This window comes from Gimesia sp., assembly GCF_048260065.1.
Lineage (GTDB): Bacteria > Planctomycetota > Planctomycetia > Planctomycetales > Planctomycetaceae > Gimesia.
On record NZ_JBLXHC010000001.1, the window covers coordinates 826,559 to 847,080 of the forward strand.

19 protein-coding genes and 1 pseudogene are annotated in these 20,522 nt (G+C 48.8%); 4 read left to right on the top strand and 16 right to left on the bottom strand.

Features of this window, described 5'->3' with window-relative positions; translation table 11 throughout:
* Nucleotides 1-12 precede the first annotated feature (12 nt).
* From ACN0YN_RS02840 to ACN0YN_RS02850, 3 genes are all read left to right on the top strand, one after another.
* On the top strand, nt 13-411 hold the full coding sequence (locus ACN0YN_RS02840) for a BlaI/MecI/CopY family transcriptional regulator (protein WP_417383465.1): 399 nt from the start codon (nt 13-15) through the stop codon (nt 409-411).
* Complete coding sequence (locus ACN0YN_RS02845) at nt 411-3,197, top strand: M56 family metallopeptidase (RefSeq protein ID WP_417383466.1); 2,787 nt, start codon at nt 411-413, stop codon at nt 3,195-3,197. The genes ACN0YN_RS02840 and ACN0YN_RS02845 overlap by 1 nt, the downstream gene beginning before the upstream one ends.
* 565 nt (nt 3,198-3,762) lie before the next feature.
* Nucleotides 3,763-5,136 (top strand): DUF1501 domain-containing protein, encoded by a 1,374-nt coding sequence (locus ACN0YN_RS02850; protein WP_417383467.1) that lies wholly within the window; start codon nt 3,763-3,765, stop codon nt 5,134-5,136.
* Nucleotides 5,137-5,277: 141 nt separating this feature from the next.
* Here ACN0YN_RS02850 and ACN0YN_RS02855 read toward each other — a convergent pair whose 3' ends face one another.
* The 13 genes and pseudogenes from ACN0YN_RS02855 to ACN0YN_RS02915 all read right to left on the bottom strand — a co-directional run bounded on the left by ACN0YN_RS02855 (nt 5,278) and on the right by ACN0YN_RS02915 (nt 15,387).
* On the bottom strand, nt 5,278-6,435 hold the full coding sequence (locus ACN0YN_RS02855; RefSeq protein ID WP_417383468.1) for a hypothetical protein: 1,158 nt from the start codon (nt 6,433-6,435) through the stop codon (nt 5,278-5,280).
* Nucleotides 6,436-6,464: 29 nt separating this feature from the next.
* A complete protein-coding gene (locus tag ACN0YN_RS02860) occupies nt 6,465-6,953 on the bottom strand; it encodes a hypothetical protein (RefSeq protein WP_417383469.1) in 489 nt (162 codons plus the stop codon).
* Between the two features lie 180 nt (nt 6,954-7,133).
* Nucleotides 7,134-7,334: a hypothetical protein gene (locus tag ACN0YN_RS02865; RefSeq protein ID WP_417383470.1), complete on the bottom strand. Its 201-nt coding sequence runs from the start codon at nt 7,332-7,334 to the stop codon at nt 7,134-7,136.
* Nucleotides 7,335-7,442: 108 nt separating this feature from the next.
* Nucleotides 7,443-7,844, bottom strand: a complete 402-nt coding sequence (locus ACN0YN_RS02870; RefSeq protein ID WP_417383471.1) for a FoF1 ATP synthase subunit delta/epsilon — start codon at nt 7,842-7,844, stop codon at nt 7,443-7,445.
* Nucleotides 7,845-7,944: 100 nt separating this feature from the next.
* Nucleotides 7,945-9,396 carry a F0F1 ATP synthase subunit beta gene (gene atpD / locus ACN0YN_RS02875; protein WP_417383472.1) on the bottom strand — a complete coding sequence of 484 codons (1,452 nt, stop codon included), beginning with the start codon at nt 9,394-9,396 and terminating at the stop codon, nt 7,945-7,947.
* 75 nt (nt 9,397-9,471) lie between these two features.
* The gene (atpG, locus tag ACN0YN_RS02880; RefSeq protein WP_417383473.1) at nt 9,472-10,347 is read right to left on the bottom strand and encodes an ATP synthase F1 subunit gamma; all 876 of its coding nucleotides are present in this window, start codon (nt 10,345-10,347) and stop codon (nt 9,472-9,474) included.
* A gap of 54 nt (nt 10,348-10,401) precedes the next feature.
* Complete coding sequence (atpA, locus tag ACN0YN_RS02885) at nt 10,402-11,919, bottom strand: F0F1 ATP synthase subunit alpha (protein ID WP_417383474.1); 1,518 nt, start codon at nt 11,917-11,919, stop codon at nt 10,402-10,404.
* The gene (atpH, locus tag ACN0YN_RS02890; protein WP_417383475.1) at nt 11,870-12,514 is read right to left on the bottom strand and encodes an ATP synthase F1 subunit delta; all 645 of its coding nucleotides are present in this window, start codon (nt 12,512-12,514) and stop codon (nt 11,870-11,872) included. The genes atpA and atpH overlap by 50 nt, the downstream gene beginning before the upstream one ends.
* A 79-nt stretch (nt 12,515-12,593) precedes the next feature.
* A complete protein-coding gene (atpF, locus tag ACN0YN_RS02895; protein ID WP_417383476.1) occupies nt 12,594-13,184 on the bottom strand; it encodes a F0F1 ATP synthase subunit B in 591 nt (196 codons plus the stop codon).
* A 151-nt stretch (nt 13,185-13,335) separates the two neighbouring features.
* Nucleotides 13,336-13,542, bottom strand: a pseudogene (locus ACN0YN_RS02900) (ATP synthase F0 subunit C); the annotation flags it as partial.
* A gap of 149 nt (nt 13,543-13,691) precedes the next feature.
* Nucleotides 13,692-14,573, bottom strand: coding sequence for a F0F1 ATP synthase subunit A (atpB, locus tag ACN0YN_RS02905; RefSeq protein ID WP_417383477.1), 882 nt, complete (start codon nt 14,571-14,573; stop codon nt 13,692-13,694).
* A gap of 48 nt (nt 14,574-14,621) precedes the next feature.
* A complete protein-coding gene (locus tag ACN0YN_RS02910) occupies nt 14,622-15,017 on the bottom strand; it encodes a hypothetical protein (protein WP_417383478.1) in 396 nt (131 codons plus the stop codon).
* Nucleotides 15,018-15,108: 91 nt separating this feature from the next.
* The gene (locus ACN0YN_RS02915; protein WP_417383479.1) at nt 15,109-15,387 is read right to left on the bottom strand and encodes an AtpZ/AtpI family protein; all 279 of its coding nucleotides are present in this window, start codon (nt 15,385-15,387) and stop codon (nt 15,109-15,111) included.
* A gap of 930 nt (nt 15,388-16,317) precedes the next feature.
* Here ACN0YN_RS02915 and ACN0YN_RS02920 point away from each other — a divergent pair.
* Nucleotides 16,318-17,427: a DUF4912 domain-containing protein gene (locus ACN0YN_RS02920; protein ID WP_417383480.1), complete on the top strand. Its 1,110-nt coding sequence runs from the start codon at nt 16,318-16,320 to the stop codon at nt 17,425-17,427.
* A 48-nt stretch (nt 17,428-17,475) separates the two neighbouring features.
* Here ACN0YN_RS02920 and ACN0YN_RS02925 read toward each other — a convergent pair whose 3' ends face one another.
* The 3 genes from ACN0YN_RS02925 to ilvN form a co-directional block, all read right to left on the bottom strand.
* Nucleotides 17,476-18,345, bottom strand: coding sequence for a radical SAM protein (locus ACN0YN_RS02925; RefSeq protein ID WP_417383481.1), 870 nt, complete (start codon nt 18,343-18,345; stop codon nt 17,476-17,478).
* A gap of 180 nt (nt 18,346-18,525) precedes the next feature.
* Nucleotides 18,526-19,530 carry a ketol-acid reductoisomerase gene (gene ilvC, locus ACN0YN_RS02930; RefSeq protein WP_417383482.1) on the bottom strand — a complete coding sequence of 335 codons (1,005 nt, stop codon included), beginning with the start codon at nt 19,528-19,530 and terminating at the stop codon, nt 18,526-18,528.
* 176 nt (nt 19,531-19,706) lie between these two features.
* The gene (ilvN, locus tag ACN0YN_RS02935; RefSeq protein ID WP_417383483.1) at nt 19,707-20,222 is read right to left on the bottom strand and encodes an acetolactate synthase small subunit; all 516 of its coding nucleotides are present in this window, start codon (nt 20,220-20,222) and stop codon (nt 19,707-19,709) included.
* Nucleotides 20,223-20,522: the final 300 nt, after the last annotated feature.

Here is a 20,522-nt window from a genome sequence, read left to right on the forward strand (position 1 = left end):
AAGGAGCGGGGGATGGCCAGACCGAAAGCGAAAGAGCTCACGGCACGTGAATTAGAAATCATGCACGTCTTCTGGGAACGTAGTGGTACTGAAGCAACGACAGAATTAACTGTGGCGGAAGTGCGTGATGCTTTGGAACAGGCAGGCAGAGAATTGGCTTATACCACAGTCGCGACTCTGGTCCGTATTCTGGTCGAAAAGTCATTTCTGAAACAGACGAACGATGGACGGCCTTTTTTGTATTGCTCAATCCGCACCTTTGATGAGGTCTCCGGCAGCATGCTGGGGGACATGATCCAGAAAGTATTTGGGGGTTCACGCGAAAAACTGCTGTTACGTCTGTTGGAAGAACGTCAGCTGAGTCCCCGTGAACTGGAGAAAATCAAGGAAATTCTGAAGGAGAAATCCTGATGCATGCACTCGGAATCAGTCTGCTCTGGCTGGGACTGCAGGTGACAATCGTGGCATTGTCAGCATTGACTGTCTACTGGAGCACAAGACGTCTCGGTCCTCGCGCGCGATCCTTCATTCTCTCCTGTTCGCTAGGCATGACACTGTTGCTGGCCCTGCTCGCATTCAGCCCCTGGCCACGCTGGCAGACAAACTGGAATGCAAATCATGCCGCAGTAGACACGAAACAAGCAGAACAGAATTCGCCACTCCTTGCGAAAGCGACTCAGGAATTAAAAACACCACTTTTGGAAAAATCACCTCAGGAATCGGAGTGGGGCACCATCTGGGACGGTTTTCAGAAAGGATTACAGCAGGCACCTGCCCGCGAACAACCATATTTCGTTCCCACCCCGGCTGGTTTATTGGGTTGGGTATTCGCAGGTGGATTTCTGATGGCGATAGTCCGGCTCTTGATCGGTTTTGTGTCAGTAACTCGCCTGGTTCGTCAGGGGAATTCTCTGAATGGTTCCGCTGCTGAAGAAACTCTGGATATTCTGGCAGCGGAACAGCAGATATCTCGCCCCTTGAGATTACTGCAACATGATCGACTGACAACGGCAGCAGTCATTGGCTGGTGGCGACCGAAAATCCTGTTACCAACAGCGTGGCATCAATGGAGTCAGAAACAACTTCGCGCGGTGCTGGCGCATGAACTGGCCCATATTCAACAACACGATTATCTGACGATACTGGGAGCAGAACTCAGTCGGTCACTCTATTTCTATCACCCGCTGGTTCACTGGCTCGCCTCGCGCTTGCGCCTGGAACAGGAATTGACGGCTGATGAGGCTGCAGCGGATATCAGCGGTGGTGCCGACTCCTATATGACTGTCCTGGCAGAAATGGCTGTTTCGCAGACACCCCACCGGCTCAGAGGTCCGGCGCGTGCCTTTTTTCCCACACATTCCACATTTCTGAGGAGGATTGAGATGCTTAAACAGAAGCGATCGCTCAAAACAGTCATCTCTCGGCCTGTGCGTGCGGTCATAATTTGTTTCCTGCTGGCTGTCAGTCTCCTGGCGGCAGGATTTCGAGGGCATCAGACCAGCCTGGCACAGCAGTCTGCAGAAACGTCAAATCCACAACCAGCCGAAGGCCCCATCGACACCAATAAAAGTGTACGAGATCAGCATGAAGCCTTCAAAATCAATTCCGTTCCTGCTGATGCGTTAGGTATTCTGTCGCTCCGGCCTGCCGAACTGTTGAAACAGAATTCACTGTTATATGCAAAGATGTTGATGGAGCAGGCAGAAAATAAACATGCTCGGCTCTATCCACTGGGCATCCCCTTCACGGAAATCAAAACATTGACACTCATCTTTCTGGCCCCGAAGCCAGGAGATCCATGCAGTCAGCTTTTGAATTATGCGACTGTCATAGAGACAACAAAGGATATTGACCTGAAACAGATGGCCGTCACTTTCAATGGCGGAAAGCTGTTTACTCGTGATGGGATCCTTCACCTGCAAGATAAAAAGCACACCGGGGTTCCACTGGCAATCGCAGGTAGCCGCGAGATGATCTATGCTCGAGACCCTGGATCACTTCGCCAGATTCTGGAAGTGCGCAAAACTGATCAACCGGGACGCTGGGCTGAACACTGGAAGCTGGTCGAGAAAGATTCGATTGCAGCACTGTTTAACTTGCGACACTTGCGCGAAATGGTCTGGAAGAACCAGTGTAAACTCGACATTGATGATTCAGTCTGGAAAGCTTCGCTTTCCCCCGTCTGGGAACATACCGATCTGATCACTCTGGGCGTCAATCTCAGCAACAAGGCTACACTGCAAGCGACTCTTTATCAGCAGCAGAATAACGAACAGATCTACAAAACTCTGACCGCCTCACAAATCCTCTGTAACAATATGCTGCAACAGTATGAACAGCAGATCTTGATCGATAAACAGAGAGAGCAGCTTATTAAGCTCCCGCTGTATAAACTGGCTCATCAACTGGTCAATGCACTCCAGTTCGAGCAGCAGGGTAGCAATGTCTGCCTGACAGCTTCCCTGTCTGACTTGACTGAGATGATCGACAGTACGGCAGTGTTGGTGCCCGCCCTGGTCGAAGCGCGTCTGGTTTCCTTACGAATGGAATCTTTTAGCAATATCAAACATCTGGTTTATGCAATGCATCTTTATTTAGGGGAGCATAAACACTTTCCCCCCGCTGTCGTGATGGGGCCGGATGGTAAAACTCCTCATAGCTGGCGTGTGGCGCTGCTGCCGTTCCTGGATGAGATTGAACTTTATAAGGAATACCGACTCAACGAGCCCTGGGACAGCGAACACAACAAAAAGGTGTTAGAGAAAATGCCGGCGGTGTTTCATAACATACAGGACAACCGCTCCGGTTTTTACACTTCCTATCTGGCTGTCGTGGGCCCTGATACTGCCTTCGGTAAATCGACCCGTCCCGCTGGTTTAATGGCTGGAGCAGGCGGAGCTGACAGCACTCCTCCAGCGAAACAGGAACCACCTGCAGGTATCAGGTTAATGGATATCACCGATGGTACATCGAATACCATCGCAATCGTCGAAGCCAGACGCGAAATCCCCTGGACGAAGCCAGAAGACATCCCCTTCGATGGAGAAAAACTACCTGATCTTGGTGGGTTTGTTGAAGGGGGCTTCAATGTTGGATTCTGTGACGGTGCAGCACGGTATTTTACCGATCAGCTCGACCCGAAGACATTGAAAAACCTACTGCTGATCAATGACGGTAATGTCATTGTATTTCCCTGACTTCGACTGAGTTACTACTGAAGAGAATGGACTATCGTTTCAGACTGATCCGAATAAGCTGTCAAATTCCCACTGTCTGCTTTTCATGTGAGTTGATATTGAGACAGAAATACAATGGCTTCTCCCGCTCTATGGTATGCCAGTATTGGTCCAAATTTGTCGCGATCTTGCGCACTGAGAGCAAAAAAACGACGGTTTTGTTAACCCATAAGTGTCTGAAAAGCCCTGTTACGCATAGGAAAGTGGTGAACGAAAAGCAGTTGATGACGTGTAGCAGAAAGCATTTACTTGAAATTCAAGGGACATTTATGGGGTTTCAATCAGCAGTAATGACGATTTGACAGTAGCGGGAAAAATCAGTCACGCGCGCGACGCGTAAGCGGCAGGATAAGTAATGGCTTCAACGCGACAAGCTGAAAATCGGGAACCGGGTGTGGTAAATAGCCAAGTGGCTGAAAAGGCAGGTTTTCGGTTTGCTTCGCTCGGATAAACTCGCTATCATATCAACGATAGTTTATGTTGATTCGATGGTGCTGCGGATCAGAGTTCCCAGGGAAGTGATTCTATGCTGACGATTCTTGGCAAACCGACCCGTAAAAACGGACAATTTTGTGATGGTGTCTCCCGCCGCAGCTTCTTGAAAATTGGTGGTATGGCGTTGGGCGGAATTTCGCTGCCCGATGTGCTCAGAGCGGAGACCGAGAGCCAGTCGGGCAGTAACCACAAAGCCATCATCAATATTTATCTGCCCGGCGGTCCCTCGCATATCGACTTGTGGGATCCTAAACCGGATGCTCCCAGGGAAATTCGAGGCGAGTTCAGCCCGATCAAAACCAATGTTCCCGGCATTGAAATCTGTGAGCTGTTCCCGCGAATGGCTCAGATGATGGATAAGTTCATCCCCGTCCGGACGATTTCTGATGCGGACGGCAGGCATGATGCTTATCAGTGTATGACGGGACGCAAATTTGGCAGTCGTCAGCCCCCTGGCGGCTGGCCCGCGGCTGGTGCTTTTGTTTCCAAACTGCAGGGACCTGTCAATTCCGCTGTCCCGGCTAATGTCGCTTTGATGTATAAGACGGGAAACGGGACTTGGGGTGAACCGGGTACCGGAGGCTTTCTGGGAGTTCAGTATTCGCCATTCAATCTGGTGGGGCGTAAGGCCCGCAGTTCACCAGAGAATATGATTCTGCAGGGGATCACTCTGGAGCGTCTCCGTGACCGCGTCAAATTGCAACAGGCGTTTGATACGTTTCGACGCGAAGCCGATTCATCAGGTCTGATGGAGAGTATGGACGTCTATTCTGAACAGGCCATGAATATTCTGACCACCTCAAAACTGGCCGATGCTCTGGATCTTTCCAAAGAAGATCCTCAGATCCTGGCCCGCTATGGCAAGAGTGTCGAGACATTTCAGCGTGATGGTGCGCCTCCCATGATTGAAAACTTCTGCCTGGCCCGCCGTCTGGTCGAAGCGGGAGCACGATTTGTCTCGCTGAATTACAGTCGCTGGGACTGGCATGGTCCGGATGGAATGAACTTTCCCAAATCGCGCGAGGAGTTTCCCCTGCTTGACCAGGGGCTTTCTGCTCTGGTTACCGACCTGCACGAACGGGGACTCGATAAAGACGTCTCTGTGGTGGTCTGGGGCGAGTTCGGACGTACCCCCAAGATCAATCAGAATAACAGCCGAGACCATTGGCCCAAAGTCTCCTGTGCCATGCTGGCGGGCGGAGGAATGCAGTCCGGTCAGGTCATTGGTAAAACCAATTGTAAAGGTGAATACGCCAGCGATCGCCCCGTCAAATTTCAGGAAGTCTTCGCCACGCTATACCAGAAGGCAGGCCTGGACCTGAATGGAACGCGAATCTTCGACACCAGTGGTACGCCCCAATATCTGGTGGACCAGGGAATCGAACCGATGCGGGAACTGCTTTAATCTTAGACGTTTTCTATTATTGTAACGTCACCAGGTTCCTCTGCACCGAGTGTTCCAGTACGAGAAATACTCGATTGAAAATGGTGGGCTCACTTCGAAACGAACGACGCTCCTGTCTGAAACAGGCTTTTATCGTTTAGATCAAAGCTTCACACGCCCTGGTGCTTCCTCTGGTTCTTCATCAAAAGAACTGGGTGGGCGGAAGGGATTCTGATCGGGCAGGGGAGTCGAGTCGTTTGCAGGAAATGTTTCTGCATCTTCGAATCCGATATTTGCCGGCTTCCATTGCGGCACCGATTCTTCTGGCATAGACCAGTTGGGTTCGGCCCGTTCTGCAACGCGTGATTCAATTCGCATGGGACGGATCTGCTGAGTTGATGCCTGCTGCGATGGCAGATGTGCTCCCAGATCGAGAACCGGGTAGCCTGGATATTGTGGCACTTCCCAGACTTCACCTGGGACATTGGCAGGATTAACTTCGATATTGCCCATCGTCATTGTCAGTACGATTCCGGTTTGAGGCCAGTCGAGTTTGATGACGTGAGGGAGGACGGCTGTTGTATTGCTGCAATTGCGGTATTCGCCGAAGGTGGCAGTGGCAATACGCTGTCCCTGACTGTCATACAGGGACTGTTCGATGATGAAACCAGTACAGAGATTGACGACGAGGATCTTTTGAACCAGTTTTCCGTTGGGTAACAGACGATCCGAAATCAGTTTGACATTCGGTGAATTCTGCCCCTCTTTCTGGATAGAAAGTTCTTTTTCATTCAGTGGCACGACACGTAATGCTTCCATCAGCCAGTCGGGCTCGAAGGGAATGTTCAACTGAGATCCCATGGACTCATAGTGATCGTGCCTGAGGGTGAAGACCTGCTTTGGTTCATTGCGTTTCACCCAGAACCAGAAACGGTCATTGTTTGAACCAAAATCGACCTCCGCCCCGAGGGGAGAACTGGCACGTAACCGGAAGCGTTTCGGCTGCTCGACGATCAGCATGGCATTTAATGCCGGCATCGGCAAGCCGCCTTTTTGACGCGCTTTGATTTTGACAGTGGAAGACTGCCAGCCATAAACGCCAGCTGTCTGTGAGTTCAAATGATTGACGATTTGAGTATAAGTTGCATTGGGAGGCAGCACACAAACGGGAGCCTGTTGAGGCAGGAAGGTTCGCACGGAGGCACAAGAGGAAACGAGCAGAAATGTGCAAAGCAGCAGCGATAACTTTGCGGTCTGCAGGAGCGTACGCATCGGTTGCGACGATCTGCCGATTTCTGTTCTTCCTTGAACATGTGACATATGCTTAATCCATCAGGGGGCTGTCCCCCTTATTCCCACTCTTCGAGAAATTGTGTATTCAGTTGCTGCTGTAATGCTTCGATCTCAGCCTCTTCGAGGTTTTGATCCCGGATATCAAAGTTTCCTTCCCCATGGGTCCCGGAGAGCTGCAGATACGATGTCTGATCTTCAGTTCGGGAGCCTTCCAGTTTTAATCGTCGTTTCTGTACTAGAAATAGAGCGAGTACGTAAAGAAATTTTTCCTGTACCTGATTCGGAGTTTCATAAAGTTGCTCGAAATACTGCATTAAAGCATCCGGGTCAATCTTTTTGGGGCCGGTCGCTACCGCTTCGGGTACCTGAAGCTTCCATTCACCGACCGCTCCCTCTGGTGGACCCGTCCAGGCTTCTTCAGAAAAATCCATTCTGATCAATTGTCCATTTTTTTCAATAATCACAGAGTGGACCAGTTCACCAGGAACAAAGTCTTTGCCTGTTGAAGAGCAGGATTTTCCTAATGGTTTTAAATGATAGTCCATTTAAAATGCTTATCTTGTAGATTCAGAACATGTTCGATATTCAAGCCGAATGATTTTGTACACACGGCGAATCCTAGAGCAATCGCGAAATTACCTCAAGACGATTCTGAGGTGTTTGGCAGTTTTCAAGCTGTGATTTTTAAAATAATATTGAATGATAAAGGTATGAGAGATAGAGGTTTAGGAATCAGTGAAGAATCTGCTTGAAGAGCCCCCTTTTTCGACAATGGGGATTTCAATGGGAGTCGCACAACGGGGGCAATGGCCCGTATAAGCCGTCCCCGCCTGGTTCTGATAAATATTGATGTAGACATTACAGCATTTGAAGTGGACCCCGACAGAAGGGCGAGGCTGATGAGGCGTGGGGCTTTGATCCGTCATCCCGTGACTCCAGATACAAAAAAGAAGCTGAAACGCGCGAGGCAGTTTCAGCTTCTTTATGAGATTCAATGATGTAGATCAAGGTGAGTTTTTAAGATCTCAAATCGATTACTTCTGATGTGCCAGAGCCAGCATGGCGCGAGCCCGGGACTGATCTTTTTCACGTGCATTACATTGATCGTCGCCCACAGCGGTGCGGTTCAATGCTTCATCGAGCAGTTTTTGGGCCGCGGCAACATCCAACTGACTGACGGGAACGGCCTGTTCTGTCAGTACCGAGATGACAGTACCTTGTACTTGCAGGAAGCCGCCATCGACAAAGTATCTGCTTTCAGAACCATCAATGGATTCAAAGGAAAGTTCACCATAACCCAACCGGCCCACCATAGGCATGCGACCGGGAAGAATTCCGATTTGTCCGTCGAACAGGGTACAGCGCAAGCTCTTGATCGGCTGATCCAGCAGTGTCGTTTCCGGAGTGACTAACAACAGTCGAAAATCTTGAGCCATTGGTGCTCTAACCACATTAAAAACAGGATTTCAGATGAAATCTGTGACTGGAAGAAGTCTTCTCAGTCACAGAGAAGTCGAATAACTATATGGTCGAAAACTATTCAGCCATTTTCTTGGCTTGTTCTTCGGCTTCTTCCACAGAACCGACATACATGAATGCCGATTCAGGAAGATGGTCCCATTTACCAGCACAGATTTCTTCAAAGCTGCGAATGGTGTCTTCCAGCGGTGTAATTTTACCCGCTTTACCAGTGAAGACTTCCGCAACGAGGAACGGCTGTGACAGGAAGCGTTCAATACGACGGGCACGATGCACGATCAGTTTGTCTTCTTCGCTCAATTCATCAACACCGAGAATCGCGATGATGTCCTGCAGTTCGCGGTATCGCTGTAATGTCTGCTGAACTTCGCGAGCCACCCGGTAGTGACGCTCACCCACATACTGCGGGTCGAGAATACGACTGGAAGATGCCAGTGGATCGATAGCCGGATAAATCCCTTTTTCTGAAATCTTTCGTTCCAGATAAATGAACGCGTCCAGGTGGGAGAATGCGGTAGCTGGAGCAGGGTCGGTCGGGTCGTCTGCAGGTACATAAACAGCCTGCACACTGGTGATCGCCCCGTTCTTGGTTGAAGTAATACGTTCCTGCAATTCACCCAGTTCGGTACCCAGTGTAGGCTGATAACCCACAGCGGAAGGCATACGACCCAGCAGAGCGGATACCTCAGAACCAGCCTGTGAGAACCGGAAGATGTTGTCTACGAAGAGCAGGGTGTCAGTACCGGTGGTGTCACGGAACCATTCCGCCATTGTCAGAGCGGACAGAGCGACACGCAGACGAGCTCCAGGTGGCTCGTTCATCTGACCGAACACCATACAGGTCTGCTCAATCACGGAGCGGTCAGTCTGACCAATCTTGGTTTCCTGCATTTCGAGCCAGAGGTCGTTTCCTTCACGGGTTCGCTCACCCACACCAGCGAATACCGAATAACCACCGTGGGCACTGGCGATACGGGCGATCAACTCAGTCAGAATCACGGTCTTACCCAGACCGGCTCCACCGAACAGACCAGCTTTACCACCACGAACGAAGGGGGTCAACAGGTCGACCACTTTGATCCCGGTTTCGAAGAGCTCGGTTTTGGCACTCAGGTTTTCCAGAGCAGGGGCTTTACGGTGAATCGGCCAGCGTTCTTCAGTCGCAACTTCACCGCGACCATCGACGGGATCACCCAGCAGATTGAAAACGCGGCCCAGAGTACCTTTTCCCACGGGAACCGATACAGGAGCTCCGGTATCCGTAACATCCATGCCTCGCACCATGCCGTCCGTAGAACCCAGAGCGACGCAGCGGACGCGTCCTCCACCCAGGTGCTGCTGAACTTCCCCGGTAACATTGATCTCAACACCTTTGTTGTTTTCTTTCACAGTCAAAGCATTGTAGATTTCCGGCATCTGAGTCTCAGGAAATTCAGCATCAAATGTAGAGCCAATAATCTGAGTAATTTTACCAACTGCTTTTGTTGTGCTGGCTTCGGTTGTCGCCATTGATATGTCTCTGCTTTCTGATATTGATCAATCTGTAAAAAAACAATAAGTGCCCGGGTAAGGCATTGACGGAAATTACTCCAGGGCAGCGGCACCACCGATGATTTCGAGGATTTCCGAGGTGATCTGTGTCTGTCTTGCCCGGTTGTATTGAGCGGAGAGTGTACCAACCATTTCGTTGGCGTTCTCTGTTGCTCCTTTCATCGCCACCATTCGGGCAATCTGTTCGCTGACAGCTGCATCCAGAAAACACTTAAATAAACGGGCTTTAAATGCTGTCGGGACAATCTCTTCCAGGATTTCCTGGGCAGACGGCAGAAATTCATAGTCATATTTATTAGCTGCGGGAGCCTCTTCCGCAGTATCCAGCCCCCCAATTGGAAGCAGAGAATGTACTGCAGGAATCTGCCGTGAAGACGAAATGAATTCCGTATAAGCAACATCCAGGCGGTCAATTTTGCCTGCGATATATTCAGTAATATAGCGGCTGGCAAGTTCATCCACTTCTTCGAATGTAGGACGATCTTCAAAATGGGTATAAGAGTGGGAAGACTCAATCCCCTGGAATTTCAGGAAGCTGATTCCACGTTTACCGGAAATTTCCAGTCTCACGTTCTGATCGCTGGCAGTCAGTTCTTTATGACGCTTTAAAGCGGCCTTCAAAACGCCTGAGTTATAACCGCCACACAAACCACGATTGGAAGTTAAAACAAGCAGGACAGAGTTTTTCTCTGTCTCATGTTTCTCCAGCAGTGGATGGTGGAATTCCAGGTTTGCCTGTGACAGATCCGAAACAAGTTCAGAAATCTTTTTGGTGTAAGCAGCAGCCTCCGATGCACGGTCCATGGCTTTCTTGAATCGCGCGGTGGCGATCAATTCCATGGTCCGTGTGATTTTACGGATGTTTTTTACCGCTTTTAATCGTTTAACGATGGCACGTGCTTTGGCCATTAGATCCTGAACCCGTTTTAGATTATCTGTTCAAACAATGAATTCAAAAGTTGATTACGCATTCTTTCGCAGATACTGATCTACGAATGTTTTCAATACCGTTTTCAACTGTTCGATTGTGTCATCTTCCAGTTTACCCGTTTCAGTAATCTTGTCGGTAATTTCCGGATACTGATCGTGGATAAACTGCAGCATTTCTGATTCTGCATCCTGAACCTGATTGATCGGAACAGAATCGAAGAATCCTTTGGTTCCAGCATACAGACTGACAACCTGATCGGCCATCGGCATGGGATTGAACTGTGGCTGTTTCAGCAGTTCTACCATACGATAACCACGATCCAGCTGTGCCTGAGTCGCTTTATCCAGTTCGGTTCCCATCTGGGCGAAGGCTTCCAGTTCGCGGAATGCAGCCAGGTCCAGACGAAGACTACCGGAGACGCTCTTGGTCGCTTTGGTCTGAGCGTTACCACCTACACGGGAAACACTGATACCCACGTTAATCGCGGGACGAATCCCGGCGAAGAACAGGTCTGGTTCCAGGTAAATCTGACCATCGGTAATTGAAATCACGTTGGTGGGGATGTAAGCCGAAACTTCCCCTTCCAGTGTTTCAATGATGGGCAGGGCAGTCATGGAACCGCCACCCAGTTCATCACTGAGGCGGGCAGATCGTTCCAGCAGACGGCTGTGGCAGTAGAACACGTCACCAGGATATGCTTCACGTCCGGGAGGACGACGCATCAACAGTGACAGCTGACGATATGCCTGAGCCTGCTTGGAAAGGTCATCGTAAACGACCAGAGTGTGTTTACCCTGATACATATAGTGTTCTGCAATCGCGGCACCAGCATAGGGAGCGATATACTGCAACGGAGCGGGGTCACTGGCAGAGGCACTCACGACAACGGTGTAATCCATTGCGCCGTGTTCTTCAAGCTGATTGACGATACCGGCGATTGTTGCTGCACGCTGACCACAGCCGACGTAAACGCAGATCACATCTTTACCCTTCTGGTTCAGAATGGTATCGATGGCAATCGCTGTTTTACCGGTCTTACGGTCACCAATAATTAACTCACGTTGACCACGACCGACGGGGGTCATGGCGTCAATCGCCTTGATTCCGGTTGCCAGTGGCTGTTTCACGGGCTGTCTGGCAGCTACACCGGGTGCAGCAACTTCCAGAGGCCTTGATTCGGTTGCCACAATCGGGCCTTTCCCGTCCAGGGGAACCCCCAGAGGGTCAACAACCCGGCCCAGCAGTTCATCACCAACGGGGATGGAAAGCAGGGTGCCTGTACTACGAACCTCATCTCCTTCAGCGATGGAAAGATAATCGCCGAAGATGATGATACCGACAGAATTTTCTTCGAGGTTGAAGACCTGTCCACGCACCCCGTTTGAAAACTCCACCATTTCACCAGACATCGCAGAAGAAAGTCCGTAAACGCGGGCGATACCATCACCCACTTCCAGGACCCGTCCTACTTCACTGGTCTCAATTTCGCCGCGAAAGTCTTCAATTTCCTTCTGGATAACTGAAGCGATCTCGTCCGCTTTGAATTTCATGAATGCTCCTATTGCTCAACCGCCCGCGTAACTGTTTGAGACGCGTACGAAGAGAACCATCATATACTGTGTCATCAACCTGAATAACCAGACCGCCAATCACTGACTGGTCTATGGATGTTTGTAGTACTGGAGAAAAGCCCAGTGTTTCACTCAAACGTTGTTTAATGCTTGCCAGTGTTTCATCCGAGAGTTCAAAAGCAGAGCGTACAAGCACTGATTTTTTACCGGATTCGATGTCGCGTAATTTGATTACCTGAGACAGAATCTGTTCCAGTAAATCAAGCCGGTCATGCCGGGCCAGGACTCTGATAAAGTTTGTCAGCAGTTCTGAAGCATGTGGGGCGATCACGCGATCAATCAGACTGAGCCGTTCATCTCGATTCAGCGAATGAGATGTCAGAATCTGTCCGAAGTCCGGAAACTGAGTGGTCACCGCGTTCAGAAATTCAGAAACCTCTTCGATCGCTGAATCTTTATCAGACTCCTGAATCGTTCCCAGAAATGCTTTGGCATACACCTTGGCAATTGAAATTGCACTGGGGTCTTCCATTACACTGGGAATATGAGCTTTTACTTTTTCCTGATCGTTCACGCGGATCATAACTCACAACTAAAGGATAAATTAATTCAAACAATACAACCGCGTTTGAATAAGTCGTTTCTACTGCAAATCAGTTTGAACTGCCTGAAATCTGAGACAGAGCCTCGTTAATCAGCCGGTCACGATCTGATTCATTCAGAGCACGTCCGAGGACATGCTCCGTGGCATCAATCACGCGTCCATTCATCTGGTCGAACAGATCTTTCAGAGCCAGTTCACGTGCCCGTTCAATTTCGCCAACAGCATGAGCCTTAATGGACTCCGCTTCCTGACGAGCCTGTTCGAGGATGTCCTGTCTGATGCGATCTGCGTCTGATCGAGCTTCGACCATCATTGCCTGGATCTCATCCTGAGCTGCTTCGATTTTACGTGCATGCTCTTTAACTAATTCTTCCGACTCTTTCTGTTTGGATTCTGCCGTATTGATGGCAGTAATCACTCGTAATTCGCGTTCATCAAGTGCCTGAATCAGAGGTCCCCAGGCAAATGCCCTGAGAACAACAATAAAGACGACAAATACGACGAGTGACCACAGTGCCAAGTCTGTTTTCCAGTGCAGTGGTGGTCCTGATGGATGTTCAGCCCCGTCAGCAGCATACAATGCTGCATCGAAGCCAAGCAGTCCACTGCCCAGGATCACGCCACTGACAATCATCAGCATGATAAGACACCGGCTTGTAAAAAGACTTTTTAACATGATCAGAATTTCTCACATGGAAGTCGAAAGTGACAGTTGGGAACTCGCACTTTTACGATGAGTGCAGCCTGCCCTGTCAGTTTGTAATACTGTTTTAGTACAATTAAGACATGCAGATGATCAGCGCGAAGAATGTAGCACCTTCGATCAACGCTGCAGCGATAATCATTGCGGTCTGGATTTTACCACCAGCTTCAGGCTGACGGGCAATCGCTTCAACAGCAGAAGCACCAATTTTACCAATACCTAAGGCGGCACCGATAATTGTGATTCCTGCTCCGACAGCTCCCAGTGAAATTCCGCCACCAGCTTCTTGTGCCATTGCAGGAACAGCTGTGGCCAATACAACAACGCATGTCATGTACATAATCCGTAAAGCCTGGATCATTGTTTTTATCCCCTGACCTTTCTCAACGAGGAACACTCAAACGAAATATACTAAGCAAGTCTGCGGACCGGACTGCAAATTCTCTAGTGAGGATTAACAGCAGCACCAATAAACAGAGTTGCAAGAAACGCAAAAACATATGCCTGCAGGAACGCTACAAACAGCTCCAGCAGACCAACTAGAATCTGGGCAATAATACTGGAAGGCATGACAATCGCCCACATTCCAGAATCTGCAGTCATGGCAATAAAGCCCAGAAAGACGGCAATCACAGTGTGACCGGCCATGATATTTGCAAAAAGTCGAATTGCCAGAACGGCATGTTTGATCAAAAACCCGCCCAGTTCAATCACCCAGATCATCGGCACTAAAATCACTTTTAAGCCGATCGGTAATTCCATGGAAGGAGCCAGAGACAACCAGAACCGAACCGGCCCCTGTTCTCGAGACCCATAAAAGATAACCGCACAGAACGTGGTGAATGCCAATGCCATTGTCACGTTCAATTCTCCGGTTGCTGATCCCATCCAGGGGAATACCCCGAGCAGGTTACAGATCAGCACATAAAAGAAACAGGAGAGAACGAAAGGCAGATATTTATCGGCGGGATGTCCGACCTTGGGACCATGGTGATGACCATGTCCGTGATCATCATCGTGATGGTGTCCTTCACCGATGGTGGGACGAACGACTTCATCCCGCATGTAGATAACGATTGATTCCCAGAAGTTCCACCAGCGTCCCGTAACAACCTGTCCCCCTGCAGCCCGTTTTGCCAGACCACGAAATACGAAGAACAGAAAGGCTACAGCCACCAGCTGCAGAAGCATGAATTTTGTGAGCTGCAATCCAAAAATCTGGGGCAAATCAATATGCATGTCCCAGGGGAGTTCGAAGTGCGATATGTCGCGAACGTGATGGAATTTGTCATCGTGACCGGCGGCCATTGTATGAGCTCGATTCAAAATTATTTTTTGATCATAACATCGTTAATCATATACAGCTTCGGCAGATTACCGAATGATCAACAAGGTTTCAACCAATAGAGAAGCAAAGTAACAAATCAATAACCAAATCAGAAAATTCATAAATTGGGCGGAACCAAAATCAGTTCGCAGTTTGATGATTACCAGCGTACCGATCCCGACAAACATCAATCGGACCAGAGTGGAAACCCCCATAACAGCAACTGGTGCAGCATCGCGATAGAGAAAACCGGAGACGAGAAATACCACGATTCCGGGAACCAGACACAATACTACTGCGTAAGTCAGGCCTTCAACAGCACGTGTTCCCACAAGCGTATAAGCGGGCACACTCAGAAGAGCGTATAAACCCAGCAGGCTGACAGCGAGTATGCTGCACTGCTTGAGCGGGTTCTTCGTTGATGTGTCTGGCGGTGATTGCATTGGACGAAATAAATATCGTTGCGATTTAGTGATGATCAATAAGAACTGTGATATGGTGGAGTTGGTCGTTCACAGTTATCGACATCAGTTATTATTTGACCGATTCATCGGACTCACCGTTTGATCGATCTTTAATCTTTCGTTCTTTACGCTCTGCTTCTTTAGCCATATGCAGTAAATGTGTCATGCCGGTAATAAAACCGAGCAGGGCACCCACTGCTGTCAGCCATGGGGAAGTATCCCATTTACTGTCGAGCCAATGTCCCAGGAAAGCAGGTAAAGCCATCTCCAGACTCACTGATGTCAATTTACTCACCCACTGATGGGCTTCCGCTAATGACGAGCGAGTCTGCCGATCTGGTCGCGGCATGGTAGCTGCTTTCGGAATGGAAGCATTAACGCGAAAAACGTTTGAGAGCAGTCTGTCAGCACAAATCAAATTAAGTAGACAGATTTAGAACAGACTCTAAAGTCAATCAACCGGATAGTCAAAGAACTCACCAGTGGAAATATTCGAAAACCATTATTCTCAATATTGAAATTGCCGCCGGGCAGAGCCTATTAGTCGTAAGAATCAAAATCAGACTTAAAGGTCAAAGTCTGTATTTCAGTTTGAGGCTTCTGCCTCAATACTCGCTTCCAGGGATGAACGGTCCCCGCCGTTTATGGTTTTTGCACATTATGCATGATGGTGTGTCAGCGTGAGAGGTGAGACGTTGATTAGAAGTGAAGTTGATGAAATTTTGATGAGACTAAATTTATAACTGCAATGATAGCAGTGTGATACAGTGCCTGCCTGGAGTAATCTTAATAAATCAGAATACTCCGATAGTTGCTTTTTATGCGGTCTCGTGTTAAAAGTAGACCCATGTTTCAATAATGATTCATACGCCAGCCTGTCGTAGTTGGCGGTGAATTTGTGACAGACATTCATCTGATAAATTGGTTTGCAGATTGTTTAAACTGAATTATCAACCTGTTTAGACGTCCATTGTTGTGGCTCCAGGATTTCTTTAACAGCTATTGTATAACTGGTTACAGTTCCTGAAATTGAGAATAACTACCTAGTGGCTTTCTGTTCTGAGGAGAGTAGCGTCCTGGTCGAAATTTAGATTTGACGTTTACATATTGTTCATCGCATTACGGTCGTTAGAAATAAAGGATTTTTCATCTCAGACGGCTTGCTGAATGTGCTGAAACGGGGCAGATGGGCTAAAACTTGAACCTGAGTGTCATGGAAGACTGAAGCAAAATTAAGGCACCGACCAGTGTTTTGATTGATATTTGGGAGTCATTCCTAATGTCCCCAACGATTCTAAAGTCCCTCGAGAGTCAAACTCGTCGTGATTTAGCTGCCACTGCAAAGTCTCATGGTATCGCCGGTTGGCATGGCATGCGAAAGCAGGAACTAGTCAAGGCCATCGCCAAGATTAAGACAGCAAAATCGAAACCGAAGCCCAAATCAACAACCACAACACAAAAGTCCCCTCCTTCAGAGGTTCAAAGCCCCGCTGCTGTACCTGCTTTCCCTTCTCAAAGTTCATCGAGCCAGACTCCTACAGAGCATCAGGCCCGCATTCAAAAACTGCTCAAATCCAACGGGCACACCTCTCATAGCGAAAAAATGCATCCGACTTCTGAGTCGGTTGAAACCAAGCTCAACGCTCAGGTAAAAGATTCACACTGGTTACTGGCCAACTGGACGATTACCCAGGGAAGTCTGGACCGGGCAAAAGCAGCTTTGGGAGCCTACTGGTATCAGGCAGTTCCTGTGATTCGGGTTTACGATATCACTACGAATGAAAACAGCCGCACCAGCAAAGCGTATGTCAAAGATGTCGAGATTAAAATCGATTCTGGTTTGTGGTATGTGCAGATCGACCAGCCGGCTCGTTCTTACAAACTGCAACTGGGTTTCGTGACTCCTCAGAATAAATTCTTCGGGCTGGTTTACTCACATAAACTGACTCCACCCATGCCTGAAGTCTGCGAGAAAGGCAGTAAAACCAAGCGGGCGCTCGACAGTAATTATTCTGCGACTCGTTCCCGCCGGTATACTTCCCGTAACGAGAATAACGGGACTCCGATTTCCAGACTGTCTCTGCCGTTATCACTGGATTCCAACGGCGATTCAAATGGATCAAAAAGTAAGAAGGCCAAAAAAGAGTTCCATGTTGAAACGGAACTTTTGATTCATGGTACTTCGGACCCACAGGCAGAAGTTACTTTGCTGGGCGAAAAGATCCCGGTCAGCAAAGAAGGTCGCTTCGCACTGCGGTTGAGCCTGCCTAACGGCAGACAAGTGATTCCGGCAGTGAATACTTCGTCCAATAAGCGTCGTCAGCAGACGATTGTGCTGGCAATTGAACGGAACACGAAAGATCTCGAGCCAGTTCAACTGGACGAGTAACGAATTTGCGCTCGCATCGCCAGATGACTGACAGAGGGCGCTTCTCTGTCAGTCGGCGTTTCCGTAGTAGACTTCTACCGGCAGCTTCGTCTGCGCAGTGACTTTGCGGGCGATTTCATCTACTTGCGCGGTGCTGAGTGAGGCAACATATTCTTCCGCCGTACGCCTTGCGATTGTATAGACCTGTACCAGCTTGATTTGCCCACCGGCTGCTACGATCTCATTTAGACGTGAACAATAGGCGTCAATTTCTTTGTCCGAGGGGGGCTGCTGATCGACGAGCATAAACAGGCTCTGAATGACAATGGGCCGCTGTTCTGCTGCCAGTAAGAGGTTGTCCAGCACCTGGGAGAAGCGGATTTTCGTTCGATCGATGGTTTTGAAATAATCTTCCGTACCCGCATCCAGTTTGGCCCAGATCTCTCCCTGATTGACATCGAAAACAGCCAGCGCCGCCTGGGTACTCGCGCGATGAAACATACTGGCGTTGCTGATCAGCACCATTTTGACATCAGATGCGGAATGTTTGCGTTTCAGCGCGGCAACATCTTTGACGATCTGATCAAAATTACGATACGTTGTCGGTTCTCCATCTCCGGAAAATGCAATGTCATTCAATCGTCGCAATTCCGCCGGGACTTCTGAAAATTTGGGGTCCTGATAGATCTCACCACTGAGCACAAATTTCAGCATGTGATCCAGTTCCTGTATCAGCTGTTCGGTGCCGACAAAGCGGGTTTCTGATTCTTCGCGGCGATCCACCTGGCAATAGATACAGTCAAAGTTGCAGATTTTATCGGGATTCAGATTGATTCCGATTGAAATCCCCTTACTTCGACGGGAAAGCACCGGGTACACAAACTTATTGTCATGATAAGTTCGTTGATGCTGCGAGTGCAGAGGCAAAGATGAAGACATGTTCTGTTTCCCAGTGATTGAAAAGACAACTCTCTTTTTTATATGACCGATCATCTCTAAAGACAAGTCGCGCTGGAAATGTTATCACACTCGAATGCATGAATCAGTTCATAAAAAAACGTGGTAGAAACTTCATAAGCTTCTACCACGTTTCCGGTTATGAGTTATCCGCGAAGTGGATTAAACTTCTTTGGAATCTATCCAGCTCATCATGCGACGGAGTTCTTTTCCGACGGCTTCAATGGGATGCTGGCGATTCAGGCGGCGAATGGCTTTGAAGGAAGCCTGGTTCGCTTTGTTTTCCAGCAACCAGTTTCTCGCGAATTCACCAGTCTGAATTTCCGACAGAATTTTCTTCATTTCCTGGCGGGTTTCGTCAGTGATGATCCGGGGACCACTGGAGTAATCGCCGTACTCTGCTGTGTTGGAAACGCTGTATCGCATGTAGTTCAAACCGCCTTCGTAGAACAGGTCCACGATCAGTTTCAGCTCATGCATACATTCGAAGTAAGCCATTTCAGGCTGATATCCTGCTTCTACCAGGGTATCAAAACCGGCTTTCACCAGTTCACTGACACCGCCACAGAGTACAACCTGCTCACCAAAGAGGTCGGTTTCTGTTTCTTCAGCGAAGGAAGTTTCAATCACGCCACCTCGTGTACCACCAATCCCTTTCGCATAAGCTAAAGCAAGTTGACGTGTGCTTTCAGCAGCACCGTCAACCAGAGCGATCAGAGAAGGAACACCGCCCCCTTTGACGTATTCGCTACGGACGAGATGTCCGGGGCCTTTCGGAGCGACCAGAGCTGCATCAACACCAGCGGGTGGAACAACCTGGTTAAAGTGGATGTTGAATCCATGAGAGCAGAGCAGCAGGTTTCCTTTGCTGAGGTTCGGCAGGATCTCTGTTTTGTAGAGATCGCCTTGAACTTCGTCTGGCAGCAGAATGTTAACCAGATCACCCTGTTTGGTTGCTTCTGCGATGGAAACCGGTTCAAAACCATGGCTGACGGCCAGATCGTAGTTTTCGCTTCCTTTGCGCTGTCCAATAATGACATTGCAGCCGCTGTCGCGAAGGTTTTGTGCCTGTGCATGTCCCTGGCTTCCGTAGCCAAGAATGGCAATGGTCTTGTCTTTCAACAAAGACAAATCTGCATCGTCATCGTAATAAATTGTTACTGCCATAATCCTGATCTCTTGTATGTTTCATGTAAGACTGAGAGAAGCAGAACCGGATCTACTTCTATGGGAATTTGGACAGTCAGTCGTTGTCAAATCGGTGAGGATAAGAAACAACATTCTGCCCGGAGAGAACAAAGCAACCGTGATTTACAGCTTGCGATGTTAATTCTGGTGGATCTTTAAACCGTTTCCACGGCCTCTGAATCCACATCTGCTTTCACTGTTTCTGAACGTAACAGGGCAATTCTTCCTGTACGGACGATCTCCAGTATTCCAAATGGACGCATTACATCGATGAATGCGTTGATTTTAGATTCCTGACCGGAGATTTCGATCATCACGTTTTCAGTGCTCACGTCAACGATTTTCGCACGGAAAATTTCGACTAATTCACGAATTTCTGAACGTGTTTTACCAGGCGCTGAGACTTTCATCAGCATCAGGTCGCGTTCTACAAAATCCTGACCGGAAAAGTCGACCACTTTTACGACGGTTACCAGTTTTTCCAGCTGTTTTCTGACCTGATCGAGTTTGTTGTAATCGCCTACGACGAAAGTGATTCGGGAAAATTCAGGTTCTTCAGTCTCACCGACGGCCAGGCTCTCGATATTGAAGGCGCGCGAGGCGAGCATCCCTGAAATATGGGCCAGTACACCCGGTTGGTTCATCACAAGAGCAGAAAGAACGTGTTTCATCCCAAAACCTTAATTCGTAATTCAATCATTTACAGAAGTATCGTGAAATCGATAGCAGCCCACAGTTTAGTCAGGAAGCAGGGCGCCGACAAGTCAGGTCGCAGTTATCTCCCATTTCTACCTTAATGATCAGTTCGATTGGGCCGATTATGCTGCTATCCTGCTTTCTGCACAGACAAAGTCCAGGTACATCAGGTTCGATCTCTCAGAATTCAGCCGACAGTCTCACTTTTTGTACATTTAGAGAAACCAGCTGTTTTGACAGCCGGACACGACTCTGTTTTAATTGATAAGCGCCGT